The 20,186-nt window shown below is 38.6% G+C and carries 20 protein-coding genes and 5 tRNA genes; 12 read left to right on the top strand and 13 right to left on the bottom strand.

Annotated features, from left to right (window positions below):
• Positions 1–48: 48 nt before the first annotated feature.
• From A37Q_RS0110450 to A37Q_RS0110435, 4 genes are read right to left on the bottom strand one after another with little or no spacing between them, the layout of a single operon-like run.
• Positions 49–1,146 (bottom strand): ABC transporter ATP-binding protein, encoded by a 1,098-nt coding sequence (locus tag A37Q_RS0110450; protein ID WP_018300218.1) that lies wholly within the window; start codon positions 1,144–1,146, stop codon positions 49–51.
• Position 1,147: 1 nt separating this feature from the next.
• Positions 1,148–2,005, bottom strand: a complete 858-nt coding sequence (ugpE, locus tag A37Q_RS0110445; protein WP_018300217.1) for a sn-glycerol-3-phosphate ABC transporter permease UgpE — start codon at positions 2,003–2,005, stop codon at positions 1,148–1,150.
• A complete protein-coding gene (gene ugpA / locus A37Q_RS0110440) occupies positions 2,002–2,886 on the bottom strand; it encodes a sn-glycerol-3-phosphate ABC transporter permease UgpA (RefSeq protein ID WP_018300216.1) in 885 nt (294 codons plus the stop codon). Before ugpA ends, ugpE begins: the two co-directional genes overlap by 4 nt.
• A gap of 3 nt (positions 2,887–2,889) precedes the next feature.
• Positions 2,890–4,281: an extracellular solute-binding protein gene (locus A37Q_RS0110435; protein ID WP_018300215.1), complete on the bottom strand. Its 1,392-nt coding sequence runs from the start codon at positions 4,279–4,281 to the stop codon at positions 2,890–2,892.
• A gap of 216 nt (positions 4,282–4,497) precedes the next feature.
• Between A37Q_RS0110435 and A37Q_RS0110430 the strand changes: the two genes are divergently transcribed.
• Positions 4,498–5,361, top strand: coding sequence for an isoaspartyl peptidase/L-asparaginase (locus A37Q_RS0110430; protein WP_018300214.1), 864 nt, complete (start codon positions 4,498–4,500; stop codon positions 5,359–5,361).
• Here A37Q_RS0110430 and A37Q_RS0110425 read toward each other — a convergent pair whose 3' ends face one another.
• Positions 5,362–5,985: a hypothetical protein gene (locus tag A37Q_RS0110425; RefSeq protein WP_018300213.1), complete on the bottom strand. Its 624-nt coding sequence runs from the start codon at positions 5,983–5,985 to the stop codon at positions 5,362–5,364.
• 250 nt (positions 5,986–6,235) lie between these two features.
• On the opposite strand from A37Q_RS0110425, the gene A37Q_RS0110420 reads away from it, so the two are divergent.
• From A37Q_RS0110420 to A37Q_RS0110395, 6 genes are all read left to right on the top strand, one after another.
• Positions 6,236–6,311: transfer RNA gene (locus A37Q_RS0110420), tRNA-Phe, on the top strand.
• Between the two features lie 12 nt (positions 6,312–6,323).
• A tRNA-Pro gene (locus tag A37Q_RS0110415) sits at positions 6,324–6,400 on the top strand.
• A gap of 31 nt (positions 6,401–6,431) precedes the next feature.
• Positions 6,432–6,508, top strand: a tRNA-Arg gene (locus tag A37Q_RS0110410).
• A gap of 11 nt (positions 6,509–6,519) precedes the next feature.
• Positions 6,520–6,595, top strand: a tRNA-His gene (locus A37Q_RS0110405).
• A gap of 5 nt (positions 6,596–6,600) precedes the next feature.
• A tRNA-Leu gene (locus A37Q_RS0110400) sits at positions 6,601–6,685 on the top strand.
• A 267-nt stretch (positions 6,686–6,952) separates the two neighbouring features.
• On the top strand, positions 6,953–7,906 hold the full coding sequence (locus A37Q_RS0110395) for a glycosyltransferase (RefSeq protein WP_240402941.1): 954 nt from the start codon (positions 6,953–6,955) through the stop codon (positions 7,904–7,906).
• A gap of 18 nt (positions 7,907–7,924) precedes the next feature.
• On the opposite strand, the gene A37Q_RS0110390 is transcribed toward A37Q_RS0110395, so the two are convergent.
• The 4 genes from A37Q_RS0110390 to A37Q_RS0110375 all read right to left on the bottom strand — a co-directional run bounded on the left by A37Q_RS0110390 (position 7,925) and on the right by A37Q_RS0110375 (position 11,886).
• Positions 7,925–9,337, bottom strand: a complete 1,413-nt coding sequence (locus A37Q_RS0110390) for a sugar porter family MFS transporter (RefSeq protein ID WP_018300211.1) — start codon at positions 9,335–9,337, stop codon at positions 7,925–7,927.
• Between the two features lie 171 nt (positions 9,338–9,508).
• Positions 9,509–9,988, bottom strand: a complete 480-nt coding sequence (locus tag A37Q_RS0110385; protein ID WP_018300210.1) for a DUF494 family protein — start codon at positions 9,986–9,988, stop codon at positions 9,509–9,511.
• A gap of 22 nt (positions 9,989–10,010) precedes the next feature.
• The gene (gene dprA / locus A37Q_RS0110380; protein ID WP_018300209.1) at positions 10,011–11,090 is read right to left on the bottom strand and encodes a DNA-processing protein DprA; all 1,080 of its coding nucleotides are present in this window, start codon (positions 11,088–11,090) and stop codon (positions 10,011–10,013) included.
• On the bottom strand, positions 11,083–11,886 hold the full coding sequence (locus tag A37Q_RS0110375; RefSeq protein WP_018300208.1) for a hypothetical protein: 804 nt from the start codon (positions 11,884–11,886) through the stop codon (positions 11,083–11,085). Before A37Q_RS0110375 ends, dprA begins: the two co-directional genes overlap by 8 nt.
• 97 nt (positions 11,887–11,983) lie before the next feature.
• Here A37Q_RS0110375 and fkpB point away from each other — a divergent pair, with 97 nt between their 5' ends.
• From fkpB to pssA, 3 genes are read left to right on the top strand one after another with little or no spacing between them, the layout of a single operon-like run.
• Positions 11,984–12,427, top strand: coding sequence for an FKBP-type peptidyl-prolyl cis-trans isomerase (fkpB, locus tag A37Q_RS0110370; RefSeq protein ID WP_018300207.1), 444 nt, complete (start codon positions 11,984–11,986; stop codon positions 12,425–12,427).
• Complete coding sequence (gene ispH, locus A37Q_RS0110365; protein WP_018300206.1) at positions 12,427–13,374, top strand: 4-hydroxy-3-methylbut-2-enyl diphosphate reductase; 948 nt, start codon at positions 12,427–12,429, stop codon at positions 13,372–13,374. The genes fkpB and ispH overlap by 1 nt, the downstream gene beginning before the upstream one ends.
• Positions 13,375–13,433: 59 nt before the next feature.
• A complete protein-coding gene (pssA, locus tag A37Q_RS0110360) occupies positions 13,434–14,225 on the top strand; it encodes a CDP-diacylglycerol--serine O-phosphatidyltransferase (RefSeq protein ID WP_018300205.1) in 792 nt (263 codons plus the stop codon).
• On the opposite strand, the gene holA is transcribed toward pssA, so the two are convergent.
• The 3 genes from holA to A37Q_RS0110345 all read right to left on the bottom strand — a co-directional run bounded on the left by holA (position 14,191) and on the right by A37Q_RS0110345 (position 17,287).
• Positions 14,191–15,180 (bottom strand): DNA polymerase III subunit delta, encoded by a 990-nt coding sequence (holA, locus tag A37Q_RS0110355; RefSeq protein ID WP_018300204.1) that lies wholly within the window; start codon positions 15,178–15,180, stop codon positions 14,191–14,193. The genes pssA and holA overlap by 35 nt on opposite strands.
• Positions 15,181–15,319: 139 nt before the next feature.
• Positions 15,320–16,612 carry an MFS transporter gene (locus A37Q_RS0110350; protein WP_018300203.1) on the bottom strand — a complete coding sequence of 431 codons (1,293 nt, stop codon included), beginning with the start codon at positions 16,610–16,612 and terminating at the stop codon, positions 15,320–15,322.
• Between the two features lie 138 nt (positions 16,613–16,750).
• On the bottom strand, positions 16,751–17,287 hold the full coding sequence (locus tag A37Q_RS0110345) for a septation protein A (protein ID WP_018300202.1): 537 nt from the start codon (positions 17,285–17,287) through the stop codon (positions 16,751–16,753).
• Between the two features lie 75 nt (positions 17,288–17,362).
• Between A37Q_RS0110345 and A37Q_RS0110340 the strand changes: the two genes are divergently transcribed.
• Positions 17,363–17,986: an L-threonylcarbamoyladenylate synthase gene (locus tag A37Q_RS0110340; RefSeq protein ID WP_018300201.1), complete on the top strand. Its 624-nt coding sequence runs from the start codon at positions 17,363–17,365 to the stop codon at positions 17,984–17,986.
• A 9-nt stretch (positions 17,987–17,995) separates the two neighbouring features.
• Positions 17,996–19,459 (top strand): metalloprotease TldD, encoded by a 1,464-nt coding sequence (tldD, locus tag A37Q_RS0110335; RefSeq protein WP_018300200.1) that lies wholly within the window; start codon positions 17,996–17,998, stop codon positions 19,457–19,459.
• Here tldD and A37Q_RS0110330 read toward each other — a convergent pair.
• Entirely contained in the window at positions 19,456–20,142 is a 687-nt protein-coding gene (locus A37Q_RS0110330; RefSeq protein WP_018300199.1) for a helix-turn-helix domain-containing protein, read from the bottom strand. The two genes, tldD and A37Q_RS0110330, sit on opposite strands and share 4 nt — an antisense overlap.
• Positions 20,143–20,186: the final 44 nt, after the last annotated feature.

Here is a 20,186-nt window from a genome sequence, read left to right as displayed (position 1 = left end):
CCACTTTTAGCTAGGAAGGGGATGTTTGCCTTTAAAATACAAATAGTTCTAGGCGTAATGGATGTGTCTATTTAAATCGATTCGTTTTTTTGTATCAGGGTCAAATGCATGAAGGTGTTCTTTTCGAGCGTGAAGGTGAATCGTTTCACCAACGCTGCCGCTCCAATACCCATTTATTTTCATCGTAATACGTGTCTGGCTGCTTGGAATAAAACCATATAATAGCGTTTCAGCGCCAAGATGCTCGATGGTGTCAACGGTGACGGTAATATCAACATCATTCTTCTGTTCGCTTAGTTGTAGGTGCTCAGGGCGAATACCAATGATGATATCTTTGCCAGCATCATGGTTATCTTCTAAAACAATATCAAGCTCACCACCATCTTCAAGGCAAATGCCATTGTCGGTTGTTTTTGCATTAATAAAGTTCATGGAAGGCGCGCCTATGAAGCCTGCGACAAAAACGCTTGCTGGTTTCTGATAAAGCATTTTGGGCGTATCAAATTGCTCAATGTAGCCTTTGTTTAAGATCACAATGCGATCAGCCATAGTCATTGCTTCTACTTGATCATGCGTCACATATAAGCTTGTGATTTTTAATTGTTGCTGTAGTCGTTTTATCTCAAGACGCATATCAACACGAAGCTTTGCATCCAAATTCGAAAGCGGCTCATCAAATAAAAATAATTTAGGGTTTCGGATAATCGCTCTTCCCATGGCAACACGTTGACGCTGTCCACCTGATAATGCATTTGGTTTTCTGTCAAGTAGATGATCAATTTGTAATAAAGTAGCGATCTTATTGACTCGCTCTTTGATTTCAGCCTTAGGGCGTTTTCTCACTTTAAGTCCATAAGCAATATTGTCATATACTTTCATGTGAGGATAAAGCGCATAGTTTTGAAATACCATCGCAATATCACGATCTTTTGGCTCTTTGTTGGTGACATCCTGATTGTCGATATAGATTGCGCCTGAGCTTGCGCTTTCAAGGCCCGCTATAGTACGAAGAAGCGTTGATTTTCCACACCCAGAGGCGCCAACAATCACAACAAATTCACCTTCTTTAATATCCAAGTTAATATCTTGTAAAACAGGTGTTTTTAAATAGCTCTTTGTAATATCTTTTAATAATAATGTGCTCATTTTACTTATCCGTCTCAATTAAACCTTTAACAAACCAGCGCTGCATAATAATGATAATCGCCACAGGAATAATGGTCGCTAAAATCACCTCTGCCATAATGTAATTCCAATTAGGGATATTGCCAAGTGTATCAGACACCTGCATTAGCCCCATTACAATAGTATGAAGTGCAGGATCGCTGGAGGTGATAATAAGTGGCCATAAAAACTGATTCCAGCCATAGATAAACATAACAATAAATAGAGCAACAATATTTGTTTTAGACAGTGGCAGCACAACATCAATAAAAAAACGAATAGGACCTGCGCCATCTATGCTTGCTGCTTCTGCATATTGTCTTGGAATGGTCATGAAAAACTGGCGAAACATAAAAGTTGCTGTCGCTGAAGCAATTAAAGGCAGTGTTAATCCTGAAAAAGTATTTAGCATTCCAAGATTTACAACGATGTTATAGGTTGGAACAATGCGTATTTCAACTGGCAGCATAAGCGTTAAAAATATAAGCCAGAAAAACACCATGCGAAAGCGAAAATTGAAATAAACAACAGCATAGGCAGAGATAATGGCAAGTACAATTTTGCCAACAGCAATTGCCATGGCCATTAAAAAGCTGTTCCAAAGTAACAATAAAGCTGGGGGAACGCCAAAATGTGTGCTGCCAGTCAGTGCAATTTTGTAGTTCTCTATCATATGTCCACCTGGGAGCATTGGAATAACACCTTTGGCAGAGTTGATCGCTTCCATAGATTGTGTCGAGGTAACAAAGGCAACATAAAGTGGCAAAGCCATAATCAAAATGCCAAGGATAAGCAGGGCATGTGTTATAAATGTTAATAAAGGACGTCGTTCAACCATCATGCGTAATGCACCTTCTTTTCGATATATTTAAACTGGATTGCAGATAAAACGATAACAATAACCATCAGTACGACAGATTGTGCAGAGGAGCTTCCAATTTGTTGACCGATGAAACCTGTGGCATAAACATTATAAACAAGAATGTTGGTTGCATTTGCAGGCCCCCCTTGTGTCATGGTTGCAATAATACCGAAGGTATCAAAAAAAGCATAAACAAGGTTGATTGTTAAAAGGAAGAAGGTTGTTGGTGAAATTAAAGGAAAGGCGATTTGCCAGAAGCGTCTAAAGGGACCTGCTCCATCTATAGCAGCGGCTTCAAACATTGATTTTGGAATGGCTGCAAGTCCTGCTAAAAAGAAGATAAAGTTATAGCTTATTTGTTGCCATGATGCGCCTAGAATAGTAACAAAAAGTGCTTGTGACCCATTGGAGTAATAATTCCAGTCAACACCAAAATGCGCAAGTATCCAAGTGATCACCCCGACAGCAGGGTTAAATAAGAACCCCCATAAAATACCTGTAACAGCGGTTGCAACGGCATACGGCCAGAGGATAAAAGTTTTATATATCCGTGCGCCTCTTAATACTCTCATCACTAAAACAGCGAATAAAAGCCCAAGTGCCATTGCTAAAAAGGCAACAGCAATCGAAAAGATAGCTGTGGTTACAAATGATTGTAAGTAACTTTTATTGCTAAATAGATCAATATAGTTTGTAAGACCTGAAAAGTGACTGATTGTTCCCCAAAAGTTGCTACTATAAAAAGAGCCTATCACACTTTGTATCGCAGGGTAGATAAAGAATAAAATCGTAATAACGAGCTGTGGCAAAATAAGTATATAGGCAAGTGTACTTGAGCGGTAGAAATTTTGTTGTTGCATAGGTTACCTATTTTGTTGATAAAATTGCATGATTAATCTGTTTCCACTTTCCACACCATCTTGAAGCGCATTTTTTGCACTTTGATCACCAGAGAAAATTTGCTCTAGCATGGCATCGTTCACCTGACGAATCAGTGGAAAATTTCCAAGTCTAATCCCTTTTGTATAAGGTTTTGGTGGTAAGTTGTTAAGTTCTTGTAAGGCAACTTCAGCATAAGGGTTTTTTTTGTAGAACCCTTCTTGTTTCAGAAGGTTATATGCTGATTTTGTGGCGGGAATATAACCGGTTGCCTTTGCCCATTCAGCTTGAATGCTAGCTTTGGATAAAAATTGATAAAAAAGAGCAACACCTTTATAAATTTTAGCTTTATTCGGCGTGTCTTTCGGTAAGGCAAATGTCCAAAGTGCACCACCGCCAATAATGGTGTTTTGGGGGTGAGTATTTGTATTTGTTTTCCAAAATGGTATTGGCGCCACGCCAGTTTTAAAGCTCTTTACCTTTGAAAAATCAGCAATCATAGATGAAGACTGCATAGTCATGGCGCACTTTCCGCTGGTGAAAAGTGAATCGGATGAGCCCAATCTGCCACCATACATAAAAACACCCTCTTGTGCCCAGTGGTATAGTTGCGTTAAGAAGTCAACGACAGTTTTGTTATTGAACAATAACTTTGGTGCTAGAGAATCAAAGCCATTATTCTCAGAAGCATAGGGAAGGTTATTCCATGCGCTAAACTCTTCCAATAAGATCCACGAAGGATAGCCGGTTGTGAAAATACAGCTTTGTCCTACGCCTTGTAGTCTTTTTGCAAAAGCGTCCATTTGTTGCCAAGTACGAGGTGGTGTTTTAATGCCGGCTTTTTCAAGTACATTTTTATTATAGAAAAGCACGGGAGATGAGCTGTTAAACGGGAAGCCTGCAAGCTTATTATCAACACTGTAATAACCGCCAACAGCAGGCCAGAAATCATGAGTGTTGATCTTGACACCTGTCATGTTTAGTAGTTTATACAGCGGGATAATGGCGCCACCTGAGTGAATCATCATTGCAGCACCGATTTCATAAGAAAGAAGAATGTTGGGCTGAGTGTGTGAGCGAAAAGCTGTTGCTGCAGAGGTGAGGGAGTTTTCATAGTTAGATTTATTGACAGCAACGACATAGTAAGTGTTTTGAGTGTTATTAAACTCAGCAATAATCTTTCGAAGCGATGCGCCAAGTGAGCCACCAAAGGAGTGCCAAAACACAATTTCAGTTCGGTTTGGATGTTTGTGTTGATTATTAGAAAATACAGCTTTGGCTTGCTGCCAAAAACTTGTATCTGCATAAGCAGAAGATGTCACAAAAAATGCCAATATGCTTATAAGCACGGCCGCTTTTTTCACCTTATTTCGCATCTATCCCCCACGGTTTGGCTCTTCTCGATGTAAAGTAATCTTAATGACTTTAGTCTCAGACTAAAGTAGCACACTAATGTTACAATTATATTACAGCAAAGTAAAATGTTGTCATAAATGAAAGCGACTGAAGTACAAATCAAAATAACTAAAATCACTTTTGATTAGCCAATGAATCGTATAAGTTAGAAAAAAAGGGTAATAAAAGGAGCAGATGTGAGCAAGATCATTATTCACGGTGGCTGCGGACAACGAGAAAGTGCTGAGAGTACCTTTAAAGACTATCATGAGCATTTATTAATAATTATCAAAAAAAGCTATCAAAACTTACTGAAAGAGGATAATGCGCTTAACGCTGCACTGTATGCTGCTAAGCTACTTGAAGATGACCCTATTTTTAATGCAGGCTTAGGTTCGCGTGTCCAGCAAGATGGTCAAATTCGCATGTCTGCTTCTATTATGGATGGGGAGAAAGAGCGTTTTGCAGGTGTGATGAATATTCAAAATATACGTTACCCTAGCAAGGTAGCCTATGCTTTGCTGTCAGAGAAAAACACTGTTCTAGCGGGAGATGAGGCAACCTCTTATGCACAAAAAAAGCTCGGGATGGAAAAGTGCTCTTTGATGACAGAGTCGCGTTATAGGGAGTATTTGCAATTAAAAACAGGCAGAACAGGCACCGTTGGTGTGGTTGTGATGGATAGTCAAAAAAACATAGTGGCATTAACTTCAACTGGAGGAGCAGGATTTGAAATGCCAGGGCGCGTTAGTGATAGCGCAACGGTTGCTGGGAACTACGCTTCAAGTGTTATGGGAATCTCATGTACTGGTATTGGTGAGCATATTGTCAATGCAGCCGTTGCTGCTAAAGTACATACGCGCGTGAAAGATGGAGCCTCATTGCAAAAATCTATTGAGCTTAGTATTAATGAGAGTAATCAAAAAGGGGATTATGTCGGTTTGATTGCACTTGATCAACATGGGAATATACTTTCTGGTTCTACAAAGGTTGCCCAGACACTATATGCCTATTATGATGGCGATAAAGTGCATAGTTTTTATGATAAGCTGAAATCTTGACTATCCAGTAAAGTAGGTTGTAATGCGTAACATAACACTGTTTAAATATAATTCATGTGTGTTTTTAAATGCGTGTGAGTAAACAAGTTCAATATTGTAGCGGTTTCTTTGCTGATAACCGATTCCAATTTCAGCTGTTGGCATCCAAGAGCGAAGATTATTGCCCCCAGTGCCACGTGTTATCCCATAAGTCATGCCAGCACCTAAATGTGCATTAAACCCATTTTGATTGACATACTCTCCATAGAACATCATTGGGAATACTCCAATCACATTGCCGTAGTTTGTGCTACCTGATATCCCACCTATTCGCCGTGCACCGGTTACACCCGCAGTTGCACCCAGTGCAAAGTTATTATCAACTTTTGCCTGAAAGCCAAGATTAATCCCAAGTCCAAAGTTATTCGAGTAGTTACTGCCAACGTAGCCAAGCTGTTGACTTAAAACAAAGCCAGTCAAGGGTTTTTGCGTTAGAATCGTTTGCTCAAGCTGCTTTTTGCTCATTTCATAGGTGATTTCGCGCGTATCATTATTTACATAGTATTTCTCAGTCGAGTAGCTATTAGAGAGCGTCAGATAGAACAGTACCGGGACAGTTGCTGCAAATGTGACTAATCGTTTCATGTTGTTTTTCCTCAATAAGGTATAGTGCAGGATTATAACTGCCTTGCAAAAGTTCTCTAGCGTACTGAATACCTAATGATCAAATTAAGTTTAAAGGGAGGAGTTAAGTGGAAATCAGCAAGAAACACAGGCTATTTTGATCAATATCTGGGCGTATTCAAGTAAAGCTGATACTGCTTTGTACAGACATGAAAAATGTTTAAAAAAGTGCTTGACCCAAAAGGGCAAATCCGTTTTAATAACCGTCATTGGCCAGATAGCTCAGTCGGTAGAGCAAAGGACTGAAAATCCTTGTGTCGACAGTTCGATTCTGTCTCTGGCCACCATAAGTGATTACTCGGAGCATAGCGCAGTTTGGTAGCGCATCTGGTTTGGGACCAGAGGGTCGGGGGTTCGAATCCCTCTGCTCCGACCATGTTTTAACCGTCATCGAGCGGATAGAATATGCGCCCGTAGCTCATCTGGATAGAGCATCGGCCTTCTAAGCCGAGGGTAGCAGGTTCGAATCCTGCCGGGCGTACCATAGAGTTTGTGGTGGGCGTAGCTCAGTTGGTAGAGCCCCGGATTGTGATTCCGGTTGTCGTGGGTTCAAGTCCCATCGTTCACCCCACAAATGCGGACGTGGCGAAATTGGTAGACGCACTGGATTTAGGTTCCAGCGCCGAGAGGTGTGGGAGTTCGAGTCTCCCCGTCCGCACCACCTTTTTTTAAAAGGTTCCAGCCAAGCTTAAATAGCTATATTTCATCATTCAATCCTAGATCGTATGTGTTTTCAAATACAGAATTTAGGGTTCCTGTTTTTATGGATTGGTTTGATTCTCTTAGAAAAATTCATAATTTTACACTATGAAACTAGAGGTAATAAGCTTATTTTGGCTATAAGGGTGGCGTTGCAGAGTATATTAATTCAAAAATGCAAAATAAAATACATTATATTTGGATGGGGTCTTTGATTCCAGAGAAGTATATGCATAATATATCTTACATATGGTCTCAAAGTTCACATGCCATTTATGTGTGGACAGATAGATTGAATGAAAATAAAAATCGATTTTTTGATTACTTAGGAGGGTATAGTAATCCTTTGAGCCTAAGAGCGGCTAAAAATAGATTGATTTTCTGTGATATTCAGGTTCTAGCGGAGTACTGTGGAAGTGAGCTCTGCCAGCGATTAACACTTGCTCAAAGAAGAATGTTGAGCCAGTGCTTGGTTCTAGAGTATCCAAATTACTCTGACCGATATCGTGGTCACTATGATCTTGAGGTCATTGAAAAGTTGGGGAATTATGCAACGTTGAGTGATTTATTAAGACTAATCATCTTATATAAAGAAGGAGGTGTTTATATAGACTGTGATAATGCTTTTAGAGGGCAGCATCTTCGTCCTGATAGCATCAACAAACTTCAGTCAGCCAGATTTGAAATCAATTTGCCTTGTATGGTTGGTTTATATTCTGATCAAAATTATGCTGGAAATAGTATATTAGCCTGTAATGCACATGCTCTTGGTTGTTTATTTTTATTACAAAAAACGTTAGATGTGATGTATAGGCAGAATAAAGGGCGAGAAACTATAAGTAATTTAGAAAAATATAAAGCAATGATTTTTAGTAAGAAGAGCTATCTTAAAGATATATTTGAATATTTTATGTCAAATCAATATATAGAGCGTGATCAAGATTTAAGAAGGCATGGAAAAGATCCCAATGGATATAAGCTGGATTTTTTAAAAAGAAATGGTGGTGTCGTACCAATGATGGTTAATGAAGGGTATCCTTATGCTGGACTTGCGATTGAGATAGGCCCTGGGGCGCTCACAAGTTTTCAGGCGGAAAATCCAAATTTATCTCGAAGGTTTCCAAGTAATGCGGGCAATATTTTTGGCCAAATAGTAATCAGCTCAGATCAGGCGTGGTTGTAAGCTCTAAAAAGAAGTCGTTTATCTACCAAGTTTTGCCAGAGGCATTCCAGCTTTAAGATTAGACTCGATCTGTTCGAGTGAGACACCTTTGGTTTCAGGGACAAATAGTTTTGTAAAGCCGATGCAAACAAGACACACAACGCCAAAGGCAATAAAGGTGTTACCCGGTGCAAATGTCAGCCAAGTTAGTGCAAAATTGCCTAAGATGGCATTACATAACCAATTTGCTGTTGTTGAGGCTGTAATACCAAAATCGCGTCCCTCTAGTGGTTGAATCTCTGAGCATAATATCCAGATAACAGGTCCCATTGAAATAGCAAAACCAAAAATAAACACAAGACTAAAGATCAGTGTGGTCCATTGTAAAACAGGTGATAGAACGATATGGGATTGAACTGCGCCATTGATGATTTCATAAGAGTAATGCGTTTTAAAGACAGCGCCAACAATAAAGCACGATACAAATAAGAGGAAAAGTCCAAAATATAAAATGGGTTTTCGCCCAAAGCGATCAACATATTTAATTGCAAGGAGGGTTGTAAGCATGTTAACAAGACCAATAATGATCGTTGCCACAGCAGGGTTAGTAAAGCCTGCCATTTTAAAAATGTCTGTTGAGTAATACATAAATGCATTCATTCCGGTGAACTGCTGGAAGGCTTGTAATAACACTCCTAGAATCAAAACTTTGATAAAAAAGCCATGACGCAATAGTTTAAATCCACTGGAGTTCACTGAGATAGAGTCGCGAATTTCATTGAGTTCATTTTCAGCTTCAGCTTCAGTATTTCTGATTTTTTTAAGTACCACCTCAGCCTCATCATTTCTACCAACAAGCACAAGCCATCTTGGGCTTTTAGGCAAAGTTAAGCAGCCAATAAGCATGATAATCGATGGAATAGCAATAGCTGCAAGCATAATACGCCATGAACCTGTTTGTGCTAAAGCTGAGTTGCAGAGGTACATTAGAAAAATGCCGATAGTAATCATCAGCTGATACATAGCAATTAAGGCGCCTCTAAAGTGCCTCGGTGCAATTTCAGATAAATAAAGCGGTGATATAAATGAGGCAATACCAACTGCAATCCCAACGATAAAGCGTGAGACAAGGAGAATTTCAAAGTTTGGTGAAAAAACGCCGACGAATGTGAAAATGGTGAAAATGCTCGCAGCAATAATGAGCACGGTTTTTCGTCCCCATTTTTTTGACAAAGCGCCACTGAAAATAGCACCAACTGCTGCACCGATTAAAAGTGTTCCTGCAACATGTTGAGATTCAGAGAGTGTCAGTGTAAATGATTTGACAATAAACTCTAAAGAGCCATTTACATAGGCAATATCCATCCCAAAGAGTAAACCGGCGAGCGCGGCTATGATGGCAACTCGAATGGTAATTGCATTGAGCTTTGTGTCAGCTGTAGATGTCGACATACGTATAGAACCCCTTGTTTTACTTAAGATGTAATCAATATAAAATATCTTGTAGTAATTTTACATTTTTTATGATTGAGAAGCTTAATGTATACAAATTTCATGTAATTGTATAGGAAAAAGTAAAACGGATTGTATGTTATACAAGAAAATTAGGGTGAAAATTACCCTTTAATGATTGTAAAATGAGACTAGATTGTGCGAGTTTATCTCATTATTAGCAAAGGAAAGCGCCTCTTGGTTGGCTAATGTCATATCATAAACCCACATAAACTCATCTTCATCGATGGCGTGTGTATTGATTAACATAATTTGTGTTAAGATAAATTCAAATTCATAGGCATTAATTTCACCCTCAAGGACTCTTTCAGCTAAAAAATCCAAGCATTCATTTGGAATAATCGCACGTTCAGCATCTGAGAAGACGCGAATGGTGTGTGGGTGAAATGAAATAGAAGTATTTTTCTCTGGTAGTTTAGAGAAGCTTTCAAGCCAAACTAACACAAATTTTAGCTCTTTTGAGTTTAAGCCTGCTTTTCTCAGCTGCTGAGAAATCTCTTCAGGCGTTGTGATTTTTAATATGTCTTCATGAATGGCAACATGATTAAAAAGTGACATCAATATTTGCAAAATATTTAGATTTGTTTTCATAAACTTTTTACTAACCTAGCCTTTATACCCGTTGATATCCACCTGGTATCGTCTGTATCAGCGATGCCATTTCAAGGGTAAACAGTATGCCAGTTATTTGTGCATATGTTAAGCCAGTCGTCGAAATTATTTGGTCAATCGTGGTGAGTGATGAGCCAATAGTATGATAAACCTTTTTTTCCTGCTCATTTAAAGCAATGTTGCTATTGTGAGCTTTAGCTGATTCTAGTGGAAGAGAGTATGTGATGTTGTATTCATCCAAAATATCTTGAGCTGAACTAACCGCTTTTGCGCCAAGTTGGATTAAACGGTTACTGCCTTTTGAAGTTTTGGAAAAAATATTGCCAGGGACAGCAAAGACTTCTCTGTTTTGCTCTAAAGCACTAAAGGCAGTAATCAAAGAGCCACTTTTTTTGGCAGCTTCAACTACTAAAACACCTAAAGAAAGACCGCTTATTATACGGTTTCTTTGTGGAAAGTGGTGACGTTTTGGTGGCGTATCAAGTGGAAACTCAGAAACCAGCGCACCAGATTTTAAAATAGTTTCATAGAGCGATTTATTTTGATAAGGATAGCATTTGTTAATACCTGTACCTAAAACCGCAATAGTTTTGCCTTTTGCATTTAATGTACTTTGATGTGCTAAGGCATCAACGCCATAGGCAAGTCCGCTTGTGATTGTTAGATTTTCAGAGACTAGAGCAGGGATAATATGCTCAATCACCTCTTTAGCGTATATAGAGTGTTTTCTTGCGCCAACAACAGCAATTTGCTTACTTTCTAATAGCATTGGATCTCCAATGACATACAGCATTAAAGGAGGCTTGGCAATTTCTTTTAATTGCGGAGGATAAAGTGGATTTGTGATGGTGATAAGGTGGTGACTGCTATTTTTTTGCCAAAGCATTAGCGCTTCAAGTTGAGTCAGATAATCTTTTTGGCTCAAGGAGTCGATGATATGCTCTGGTAAGATTGAACAATAGTTTTTAGGTGCACTGATTACATCATCAAGTTCAATATTAAGTGATTGCAGTTTAAGAAGGTGATCATAAGAGAATTTTGCGAGCAAAGATAAGCTAATGACAGGATCTTCACTATGCATGTGAAAAAGATCTCATCGTCGAGGCAATACTATCAAGCTGAATTTCTTGGTTAGCACGGGTGATTAATGCAATGGCATGATGACTTGCTAAGCGGTAGATAAAACCCTGACCAAGATATCTAGGCTCAATGCTATAGCCATTAATATTCTGCTCTTTTGTAAAAAAATACACTCGCATACCAAGTTTAAGCTCATTCACTTGCCCAATGTTTAAAAGAACAGATTGATAGCGACCAACAAAATCTCCCTCGCCTTGAAGGTAAATTGTTTTACCGCTGATTCTTTTTGAGGAAATAATCTCTTTTTCGGGCAACATGCTATCAACAGCCCTTGAGCTGATGACTAAATCATTAAGATTAATCTCTTGTGTAATGGAATTGACCTTTAGAATAAGCGTGTTTTTATAGGTTTTTTGATAACGCGCTTTACCCAGCTCTTTAAATATATAATCCTGATCATGTTCATCTTCGGAGAGTTTATCTACCTCATTGAAGATATAATACTGAGGGGCAATTGGCGTTTTCCCAGAACGAGAAACATAGATAGTATCTCCAGTGGTGATAAGCGCTTTACCATTAGATGAAGCGATGACTTTTTCCGGGTGTGTCAGTGAGAGATCTGTTAAATAATAGGGCGTGAAAAAGCTTTTATAACGCTCTTCTAGCGTTTTGGCATATGAGCTAAATGGAAAAAAAGAAATAAGCAGTAATAAAAGAATAGATGGGAATAGGGATGAGTAATGACAAAGAGAGACGCTCTTTGCTGTGGTAACTTGTTGTAAGGAGTGTTTGTGCATTTTTTATAAATCCCGTAAAATACTGGGCTAAGTCGCGCATCATTGCATCATATAGTTAAGTGATAGACAAAATTTAAAAAACAGTCAAGGATCCTAAATGAAGATACAAGCAGATAGCTTTGTAAAAATGCATTTTAAAATTCGTCTTAAAGACGGCAGTATTGCAGAAGATACACGAAATTATGATCGTCCATATATTTTTGAAATGGGAAAAGGAACCTTTAGTAAAAAAGTAGAAACGGAGCTTTGTGGTTTAGAGATTGGGTGTAACCGTAAATTAATGTTGATGCCTGAGGATGCTTTTGGTCAAAAACACCCAGCGATGATTTATGAAGTGCCAAAGTCACGTTTTCCACAAGAGATGGAGTTAGAAGAGGGGTTGATTGTTTCCTTTTCTCAAAAAGATGGTACTGAGCTTCCTGGGGTGATTACCAAAATTGAAAACTATGATGTAACAGTTGATTTCAATCATCCGCTCTCTGGGCAGGTGATTTTGTTTGAGGTGGATATTTTAGAAATATCAGATGAGGAAATCGTGTGATGAAAATCATTTTAGCCAACCCACGCGGATTTTGCGCGGGGGTATCAAGAGCAGTTGATGTAGTCGAAAAGGTGCTGTCTTTAGAACCTCACCCAGTCTATGTTCGCCATGAAGTAGTACATAATCGTGCGGTTGTGAATGATTTAAAAGGCAAAGGTGCTGTCTTTGTTAAAGAGCTAAGTGAAGTGCCTGATAATGCGGTTTGTATCTTTAGTGCGCATGGCGTCTCACAAGAAGTTCAAGAGGCAGCAAAGAGAAAAAACCTTCGTATTTATGATGCAACTTGTCCACTGGTTACAAAAGTGCACAGAGAAGTGCAAAAAGCCAGTAAAAATGAAGTTGAATGTGTTTTAATTGGCCATAGAGGGCACCCAGAAGTTGAAGGTACGCTTGGGCAATATCGTTCTCAAAATGCCAAGATTTATCTTATTGAAAATGTCGAAGATGTGATGAATCTTCAGGTGGATAATCCTGAAAAGCTTATTTATGCGACCCAAACAACACTCTCTGTGGATGAAACGCGCGATATTATTGCCGCGTTGAAAGAGAAGTTTCCTGAAGTCGCCGCGCCTAAAAAAGAAGATATTTGCTATGCAACACAAAATAGGCAAAATGCAGTAAGGAATATTGCCAAAATGGCGGATATTCTACTGGTTGTTGGTTCCAAAAATAGCTCAAACTCCAATCGTTTAAGAGAGCTTGCTGAGGTATCAGGAATTGATAGCTATCTGATTGATAACACAAATGATATAGAGCTTAGCTGGTTTGAGGGTAAAAAAAGCTGTGGAATTACCGCTGGCGCATCGGCACCTGAGTATTTGGTTCAGGCAGTTGTTAACCATTTACAAGCACAGTTTGAACATTGTGAGATTGTTGAGTTAAATGGTGTAAAAGAAGAAATTACCTTTCCATTGCCAAAGCTTTTAAAGCAGCGCCAAAAGGCATAAGTATACAAAAGGTATATACTTAAAGTGACCTTAATTGTATTTACTAAGGACAAAATAATATGAAAAATAATCATCAAGACCCGCGTGGACGCGGGATATATATATTGCCAAACCTATTTACCTCAGCAAGTTTATTTGCAGGTTTCTTTGCTATTATTTCGGCTTTCAACAGTCACTTTGTCGTTGCGGCTATTTGCATTTATCTTGCGGCAATTATGGATTCACTTGATGGCCGTGTTGCAAGGTTAACACATACAGAAAGTGCCTTTGGTGCCGAATATGATTCACTAGCCGATATTGTCTCTTTTGGTGTCGCGCCTGCATTGATTATTTATTTTTGGGCAGTCAAGTATATTGATCAATTTGGCTGGGCCATTGCTTTTGTATATTTGGCTTGTGTAGCACTTCGTTTAGCGCGCTTTAATACGCAGCTTGATGATGACTCATCTGTCTCTAAACGTTACTTTACAGGGCTCCCATGTCCAGCGGCGGCGGCGACTATTGCAGGGTTCGTTTGGTTATGTAATCGCTCTGGTTATCAAGTTGCAGAAGGATGGCTTATTTTTTTCGCGGCTATCATTACACTCTATCTATCAGCAATGATGGTGAGCAATATTAAATTTAGAAGCTTCAAGGATTATGATTTAAAGGGGAAGGTTGTCTTCACGCAAGCGGTTATCGTTGTTTTTATTATTGCCATTATCTTTATTGATCCATCAATTACTTTGTTTATTATCTTTATGCTTTATGCGCTATCAGGAAGCTTTGCAGCACTTTTTTTCAAGCGGCGTCAAAAGGCGCAGCTTGAGGCAATGGCTAAGAAAGATGAAGCTTTGAGACAAGCTGAGTAAGCTCTATTTTAAGATTCCCTGTTGCAGCACCTTTAATGATAAAATCAATATGTAAACATCGCTCAATTAGATCGCTATATGCTTTTTTTGAAAAGCGGCTTACCAGTTTAGTATAAAAGGGTTGTTTCGAGCGCCATATGTTGTGTGTGGTAAAGGTTTTTTGGCGCTCAGCTGTACTTTGCAATGACAACTTAATCCATAAGCGTATTTCCTTTAAAATTGCCCAGAGAATAATGGCAGGCTCAATCCCTTCTTTGAAAAGATGCTCTAGAATTTTAAGTGAACGAGGGTGGTTTTGTGCTGTGATCGATTGCGCAAGATCAAACACATCATAGCTCATAAAATCATCGAGACATTGATGAATATTATGACAGTCAAATGCTTTGATGTTTTGCATCGCCAAAAGCTGCAATATTTGCTCTGCAGCTAACATATTCCCTTCAGTCTTTTGTGCTATCAGCATTGTGGCATCTTGCGTTAAACTAAAATTATATTGCTTAACCTCATCTTTTATAATACGAATGGCTTCAGGTATTGAAGATGGCCACAGCTGAATATGTAATGCTGCGCGTGAAACAGACTCAAACCATTTTGCTCTTTGCTGAGAGGCATTTAGTGACTCGAAGATAAATAGATAGGTGTTCTCATCGCTGTGTTGTTCATTAAAAATTTCAACAAGGATTTTTTGTGCTTGTTTATCTGGTGATTTTGAAAATATCAATAGTGATAAGCGTGATTGAGAGAAAAGGCTTGTACTGGTATGAATATGAAATAAAGAATCGTAGCTTTCCTCTGGGAAGTAATGTCTTGTGAGTTCAGCATTTTGTTGTCGATATTTTAAAGTCAGCGCATCTAGAAGCTTTTTCTTTTGAAAAGGGTTGTTTCCCGTAATAATGTAAGATGGAAAGGCTTTAGTATGAATTAAGCCTAAAGCTTCAAAGTAATTTGTTTTCATTATGACTTTATCAAAGTGAGCAAGTTTAGCTTATTTTAAATCAGCGCTGTATAATTGCTAGGTAAAATTTTATCAGATTGAGTCAACGTGTATCAATACGCCAAATAAACCCTTGAAATTATATTCATCACTGGCGCTATTATACAGATGCGGGCCTTCTGCTAATGGTGTTTTTGCTCATTAAGAGCGCTAAGAAAATACATATGGCAAATGATACTATTAAAAGGGTGAAAATATGTTGATAAGCACCGACATCAAAAATAGCATTATCTGTTGTATTTTGTGCACTTAAGTAAGCCCCAACTATTTGAACAAAGATTGCGCCAAGGAGGATTGAGAAAATATTGGTAATGCTAAGGGCTAAACCTGACACTTCTTTGGTAACTAAACTTGCCGATCGTGCATAAGCAGCAATGATGCCACTATTAAAAAGACCATATAAAAAATAACAGGCGCAGAGCGTGATAAGCGACAAATTGTTTTTATAAATAATTAAAAGCGCAAAGATAAGGCAAAAAACAGCACAAATGCGCATTAAAAATCGTTGTGTAACAACACGTGCCGCAACTCCCATAATCGGGCAACCAATCAATAAACCGATGAAAATTAAACTAACAAGCATCGAGGCATCTTTTTCAGAGAGTGAGCGAAAAGCTTCTGTAAAACTAATCCCCCAGCTTTCAGCAAGAACAACGGTTGGTCCATAGAGCATTGAAATGTAGAAACAATTAATCCATAGTTGCTTATTGGTGAAGATACGTTTAAAGGGCGAGTCTTGTTGAGAGCTTAAGGGTAATGTAACTGGTTGTCGCGGCAGTTTTTTTAATAGTACACCCATCAATAGGGCTAAAAGAAGGAATAAAGCGGCAAAGCTTAGCATTACTCCTGAAATCCCAACATGCGATAAATAAAAGCCAAGTGGTGCGCTGCCAAAAGAAGCGCCTAGCATTCCAGCGGCTTGGGTGAGCCCTGCGAGCATAGAGAATTGTGTCGGGGAAAACCAATTAATAGCAATTCTCAAAGTGCCCACAAAAGCAAATGCTGCACAAAATCCCATGATAGCACGGGAGATAATGGCAAGGTTAAAACTGTTTGCAAATAGAAAAATAAGGCAGGCAAGGCCTGTTAAAAAGCTTGCAAGCACCATGACTTTTCGAGGCCCAAACTTATCAGTAATAATACCAACAGGGATTTGCATGATGATGTAAGGATAGTAGAACATAGATGAGAGCATACCAAGGGCTGCAGCACTGACTGAGTATTTGTCGATTAAATCTGGGTACATCACACCAGGTGAGACACGAAGTGCATACTCGCTGAAAAAGAAAAACGCACCTAAAAACCATACAAAAATGGCATAGAGTTTTAATGTTTTGTGATCTTTTGTTGAACTCTCGTGAGTTGGTATGGGCGTAGTTAGAGATGCAGACATTATAATTTAAGCTAGATGCACTGTACTATTTATTTTCAAGTTCAAAAGAATGTATATCAAAGTACTCTAGTCAGCAAGTATAAAAATGGAAAACCGTGTTTAGTACGTAGAGAAGCTCAGTGCTTTAGGGTGATGGGCTTACTTCTTATGATCAATATGTCTAGCAAGGTAAATGCCTTGAAAAATAACAAAGACAAGGGTAATGCCAAGCATCCCAAAGAGTTTGAAGTCAACCCAAAAATTTGTTGAAAAGTAATAAGCAACAACAAGGTTTATAGCACCGAGAAAGAAGAAAAATAGCCCCCAGATGTTATTTAAGCGTTTCCATATAGGGTAAGGCAAGTCAATATTCTCTTCCATTAATCGTTGAATAATTGGTTTTTTCATTAAATATGTTGAGAAAATGAAAATAGCGCCAAAAAGCCAGTTTACAATAGTGACTTTCCATTTAATCAACGCTTCATCATGAAAATAGATCGTAGCGCCACCGAGAATAAGTACAAGCACAAAAGTGATGATATGCATCATAGATACTTTGCGATAGCGTATTAACTCATAGCCTAATTGAATTGCTGTGGCGATAATAAGCGCAAAGGTTGCAGTGAAGATGTCATACATTTTATAGATAACAAAGAAAATAATAATAGGGAAAAAGTCAAAAAGCAGTTTTCTCATGTTCTCTCCGAAAGAGGTTAGTGATACACTAGCGTATCTGTTAAAATTGTGCACCATTATAGTAAAGAAGCTGCCATGAGCCAATATATTGAGCTAAATGCTTATGCGCCAAATAAGAGCGATATAAAGCGCGTTGTTGATGCCTTGAAGGATGGGGATGTTATCGCTTATCCTACAGATTCCGGTTATGCGCTTGGATGCAAAATGGGGCTGAAAAAACCCCTGCAGCAAATAAAGAAAATACGTGAACTAAGTGACAAACATAACTTTACTTTGATTTGTCGGGATTTATCTGAGATTTCAACCTATGCCAAAGTAGATAATACAGCATATCGCTTAATTAAGCGTTTAACACCAGGTGGATATACTTTTATTTTGCCAGCAACGAGTAAGGTGCCATCGTTAACGTTAAATAAAAGTAAAAAAACAATTGGTATTCGTATTCCTTCCCATCCTGTTCCGCTTCTGCTTTCAGAAGCACTTGGCGAGCCTATTTTGAGCACGACACTTATCCTTCCAGAGGAAGTTTCTCCTGTGGTTTATGCAGAGGATTTGTCACAGGCGGAACAAAGTAGTAAAATTGATATAATTTTAGAAAGTGATTACTGCGGTTATGAGCAAACAACCGTGGTTGATATGACAACATTACCAATTGAAATTCTGCGTTTGGGTAGTGGCGATGCTACACCATTTGAGTAAGAGACTAACATGAGTACAGTAATACAAAATCAAGATTATTATTCTATTATCGAAGCACATTTATTAACCCCTTTTCGGCTAACATTAACCAATTTAAATGATGTTTTAGCAAAGTTTCATCATAAAGAGATTGATTTTGGAGATATCTACCTTCAAAAAAGTATCTCAGAGGGCTGGGTACTTGAAGATGATGTTGTTAAACATGGCAGCTTTAGTATTGAGCAAGGCGTTGGTGTTCGCGGTGTTTATAAGGGGGAGACAGGGTTTGCATATTCAGATGACTTAAAGCTTGATACTATCTCCAAGTTGATAGATAACGCGCTTTATCTATTAAAAGATGCGAAAAAAGCAAAAGGACTTTGTACTGGAAATACGATAACAGCACAAAGACTTTATAGTGCAAGTTCGCCTTTAGATTCACTGAACTCAAATGATAAAGTACATTTATTAAAAGAAGTGAATGCTTATGCAAAAGCGAAAGATTCGCGTATTGAAAAGGTCAGCGCATCTTTAAGCGGCAGCTACGAGATTATTTTATTAATGGACACAATGGGGCTTTGCATGATGGATGTCAGGCCACTTGTTCGCATGAATGTTGATATTTTAATGGAAGATGGTCATAAGCGTGAGAGCTTCTCCTCAGGTGGCGGTGGGCGCTATGATTATCAATACTTTTTAGAGAATGATCTATGGAAAGAGTATGTCGATGAAGCTTATTTTGGCGCAAAAACGAATTTGCAAGCCAAGCCAGCACCAAGTGGCGTCATGCCAGTTGTTCTTGGTAGTGGCTGGCCTGCTGTACTCTTGCATGAAGCAGTTGGGCATGGCTTAGAGGGAGATTTTAACCGTAAAGAAACCTCACATTTTAGTAATAAAATTGGTCAAAAAGTTGCCTCAAGTAAATGCACAGTGATTGATGAGGGCTCTATTGCAAATCGCCGTGGATCATTGAGCTTTGATGATGAAGGAACGCCAACTCAAAAGACAACCTTGATTGAAAAGGGCATTTTAAAGGGCTATATTCATGATAGAATCAGTGCTAAAGCCATGAATGCACATCCAACTGGTAATGGCAGGCGAGAGTCATATGCACATCCTCCGTTACCAAGGATGACCAATACCTACATGTTACCAGGAGAGGATCGTTTTGAAGATATGATTGCGTCGATTGATCATGGTGTTTATGCAACACACTTTAATGGCGGTCAGGTTGATATTACATCAGGACAGTTTGTTTTTGTAATGGATCAAGCATATTTAATTGAAAAAGGTAAAATAACACATCCTGTTAAGGGTGCATCTCTTATTGGGCATGGCCCAGAGGTGATGCAACAGATCTCTATGGTAGGGGCAGATTTTTCTTTGGATAAAGGTGTGGGGGTTTGTGGCAAAGATGGTCAGTCAGTTCCAGTTGGGGTTGGGCAAGCAACGCTTAAGGTTGATGCCATTACCATAGGTGGAATGGAAAGCTAAATTTCACTTTGCGCAAGATTTTTGAGTTGCGGTAAATCTAAGATATTAATCGTTTTATTCTGTACGAAGATCACTTCTTTTTTGACCAAGTGATGTAGTGTGCGTGATATTGTCTCAACGGTGAGATTCAGATAATTCGCAAGATCAGAGCGCTTCATTGGTAATGTGAAATTGTTTGCTGAAAATCCATAAGATTTTTGTCGGCAAGAGAGTTGTAATAGAAATGTACATAATTTTTGCTCTGCAGGTTTATTCTGCTCAAGCTGTATAAGGTGCTGATTGAATTTTTTGCTCATCATTTGTAAAAAATGATGGTTCATGGCCTTATTTTGTGTGATTTTGGCAATGAGTGCTGAAAAATCAAATTGACAAACCACACTATCAACCATTGCAATGCTGCTAACAGTATACTGATCCTTTTCAATACCATCTAAGCCAAAAATATCGCCTTGCAGGTGAAATCCAATAATATTACCCTGTTCTGTTATTGATTTAAACGCGCCACTTCTAACACTGTAAATAGCAGAGAATTGATCATCCTTGTGATAGATATACGTACCTTTTTTGACATTAGATGTGTTTGATACAACTTCTTTGAATAATCTATCTTCTTTGGTGTTAATATCAAGTGCATGGCATATTTCATTAAAATCACAGTGAGAGCAAGTAATCGCTTTGGTCATTAAACTTCTTCTTGAATAAAATAGTTACACTAACATCATGAGAA

It is taken from the genome of Fangia hongkongensis FSC776 = DSM 21703 (assembly GCF_000379445.1).
In the GTDB taxonomy this organism is placed as follows: domain Bacteria; phylum Pseudomonadota; class Gammaproteobacteria; order Francisellales; family Francisellaceae; genus Fangia; species Fangia hongkongensis.
This window is presented reverse-complemented; position numbering and strand designations above follow the sequence as displayed.

Coding starts and splice junctions, on each gene's coding strand:
- fkpB (WP_018300207.1), top strand. CDS start 11,984: ATGAAGATACAAGCAGATAGCTTTGTAAAAATGCATTTTAAAATTCGT.
- A37Q_RS0110340 (WP_018300201.1), top strand. CDS start 17,363: ATGAGCCAATATATTGAGCTAAATGCTTATGCGCCAAATAAGAGCGAT.
- pssA (WP_018300205.1), top strand. CDS start 13,434: ATGAAAAATAATCATCAAGACCCGCGTGGACGCGGGATATATATATTG.
- A37Q_RS0110330 (WP_018300199.1), bottom strand. CDS start 20,142: ATGACCAAAGCGATTACTTGCTCTCACTGTGATTTTAATGAAATATGC.
- A37Q_RS0110345 (WP_018300202.1), bottom strand. CDS start 17,287: ATGAGAAAACTGCTTTTTGACTTTTTCCCTATTATTATTTTCTTTGTT.
- dprA (WP_018300209.1), bottom strand. CDS start 11,090: ATGCATAGTGAAGATCCTGTCATTAGCTTATCTTTGCTCGCAAAATTC.
- A37Q_RS0110385 (WP_018300210.1), bottom strand. CDS start 9,988: ATGAAAACAAATCTAAATATTTTGCAAATATTGATGTCACTTTTTAAT.
- A37Q_RS0110435 (WP_018300215.1), bottom strand. CDS start 4,281: ATGCGAAATAAGGTGAAAAAAGCGGCCGTGCTTATAAGCATATTGGCA.
- A37Q_RS0110425 (WP_018300213.1), bottom strand. CDS start 5,985: ATGAAACGATTAGTCACATTTGCAGCAACTGTCCCGGTACTGTTCTAT.
- ispH (WP_018300206.1), top strand. CDS start 12,427: ATGAAAATCATTTTAGCCAACCCACGCGGATTTTGCGCGGGGGTATCA.
- A37Q_RS0110390 (WP_018300211.1), bottom strand. CDS start 9,337: ATGTCGACATCTACAGCTGACACAAAGCTCAATGCAATTACCATTCGA.
- ugpE (WP_018300217.1), bottom strand. CDS start 2,005: ATGATGGTTGAACGACGTCCTTTATTAACATTTATAACACATGCCCTG.
- A37Q_RS0110375 (WP_018300208.1), bottom strand. CDS start 11,886: ATGCACAAACACTCCTTACAACAAGTTACCACAGCAAAGAGCGTCTCT.
- A37Q_RS0110450 (WP_018300218.1), bottom strand. CDS start 1,146: ATGAGCACATTATTATTAAAAGATATTACAAAGAGCTATTTAAAAACA.
- ugpA (WP_018300216.1), bottom strand. CDS start 2,886: ATGCAACAACAAAATTTCTACCGCTCAAGTACACTTGCCTATATACTT.
- tldD (WP_018300200.1), top strand. CDS start 17,996: ATGAGTACAGTAATACAAAATCAAGATTATTATTCTATTATCGAAGCA.
- A37Q_RS0110350 (WP_018300203.1), bottom strand. CDS start 16,612: ATGTCTGCATCTCTAACTACGCCCATACCAACTCACGAGAGTTCAACA.
- A37Q_RS0110395 (WP_240402941.1), top strand. CDS start 6,953: ATGCATAATATATCTTACATATGGTCTCAAAGTTCACATGCCATTTAT.
- holA (WP_018300204.1), bottom strand. CDS start 15,180: ATGAAAACAAATTACTTTGAAGCTTTAGGCTTAATTCATACTAAAGCC.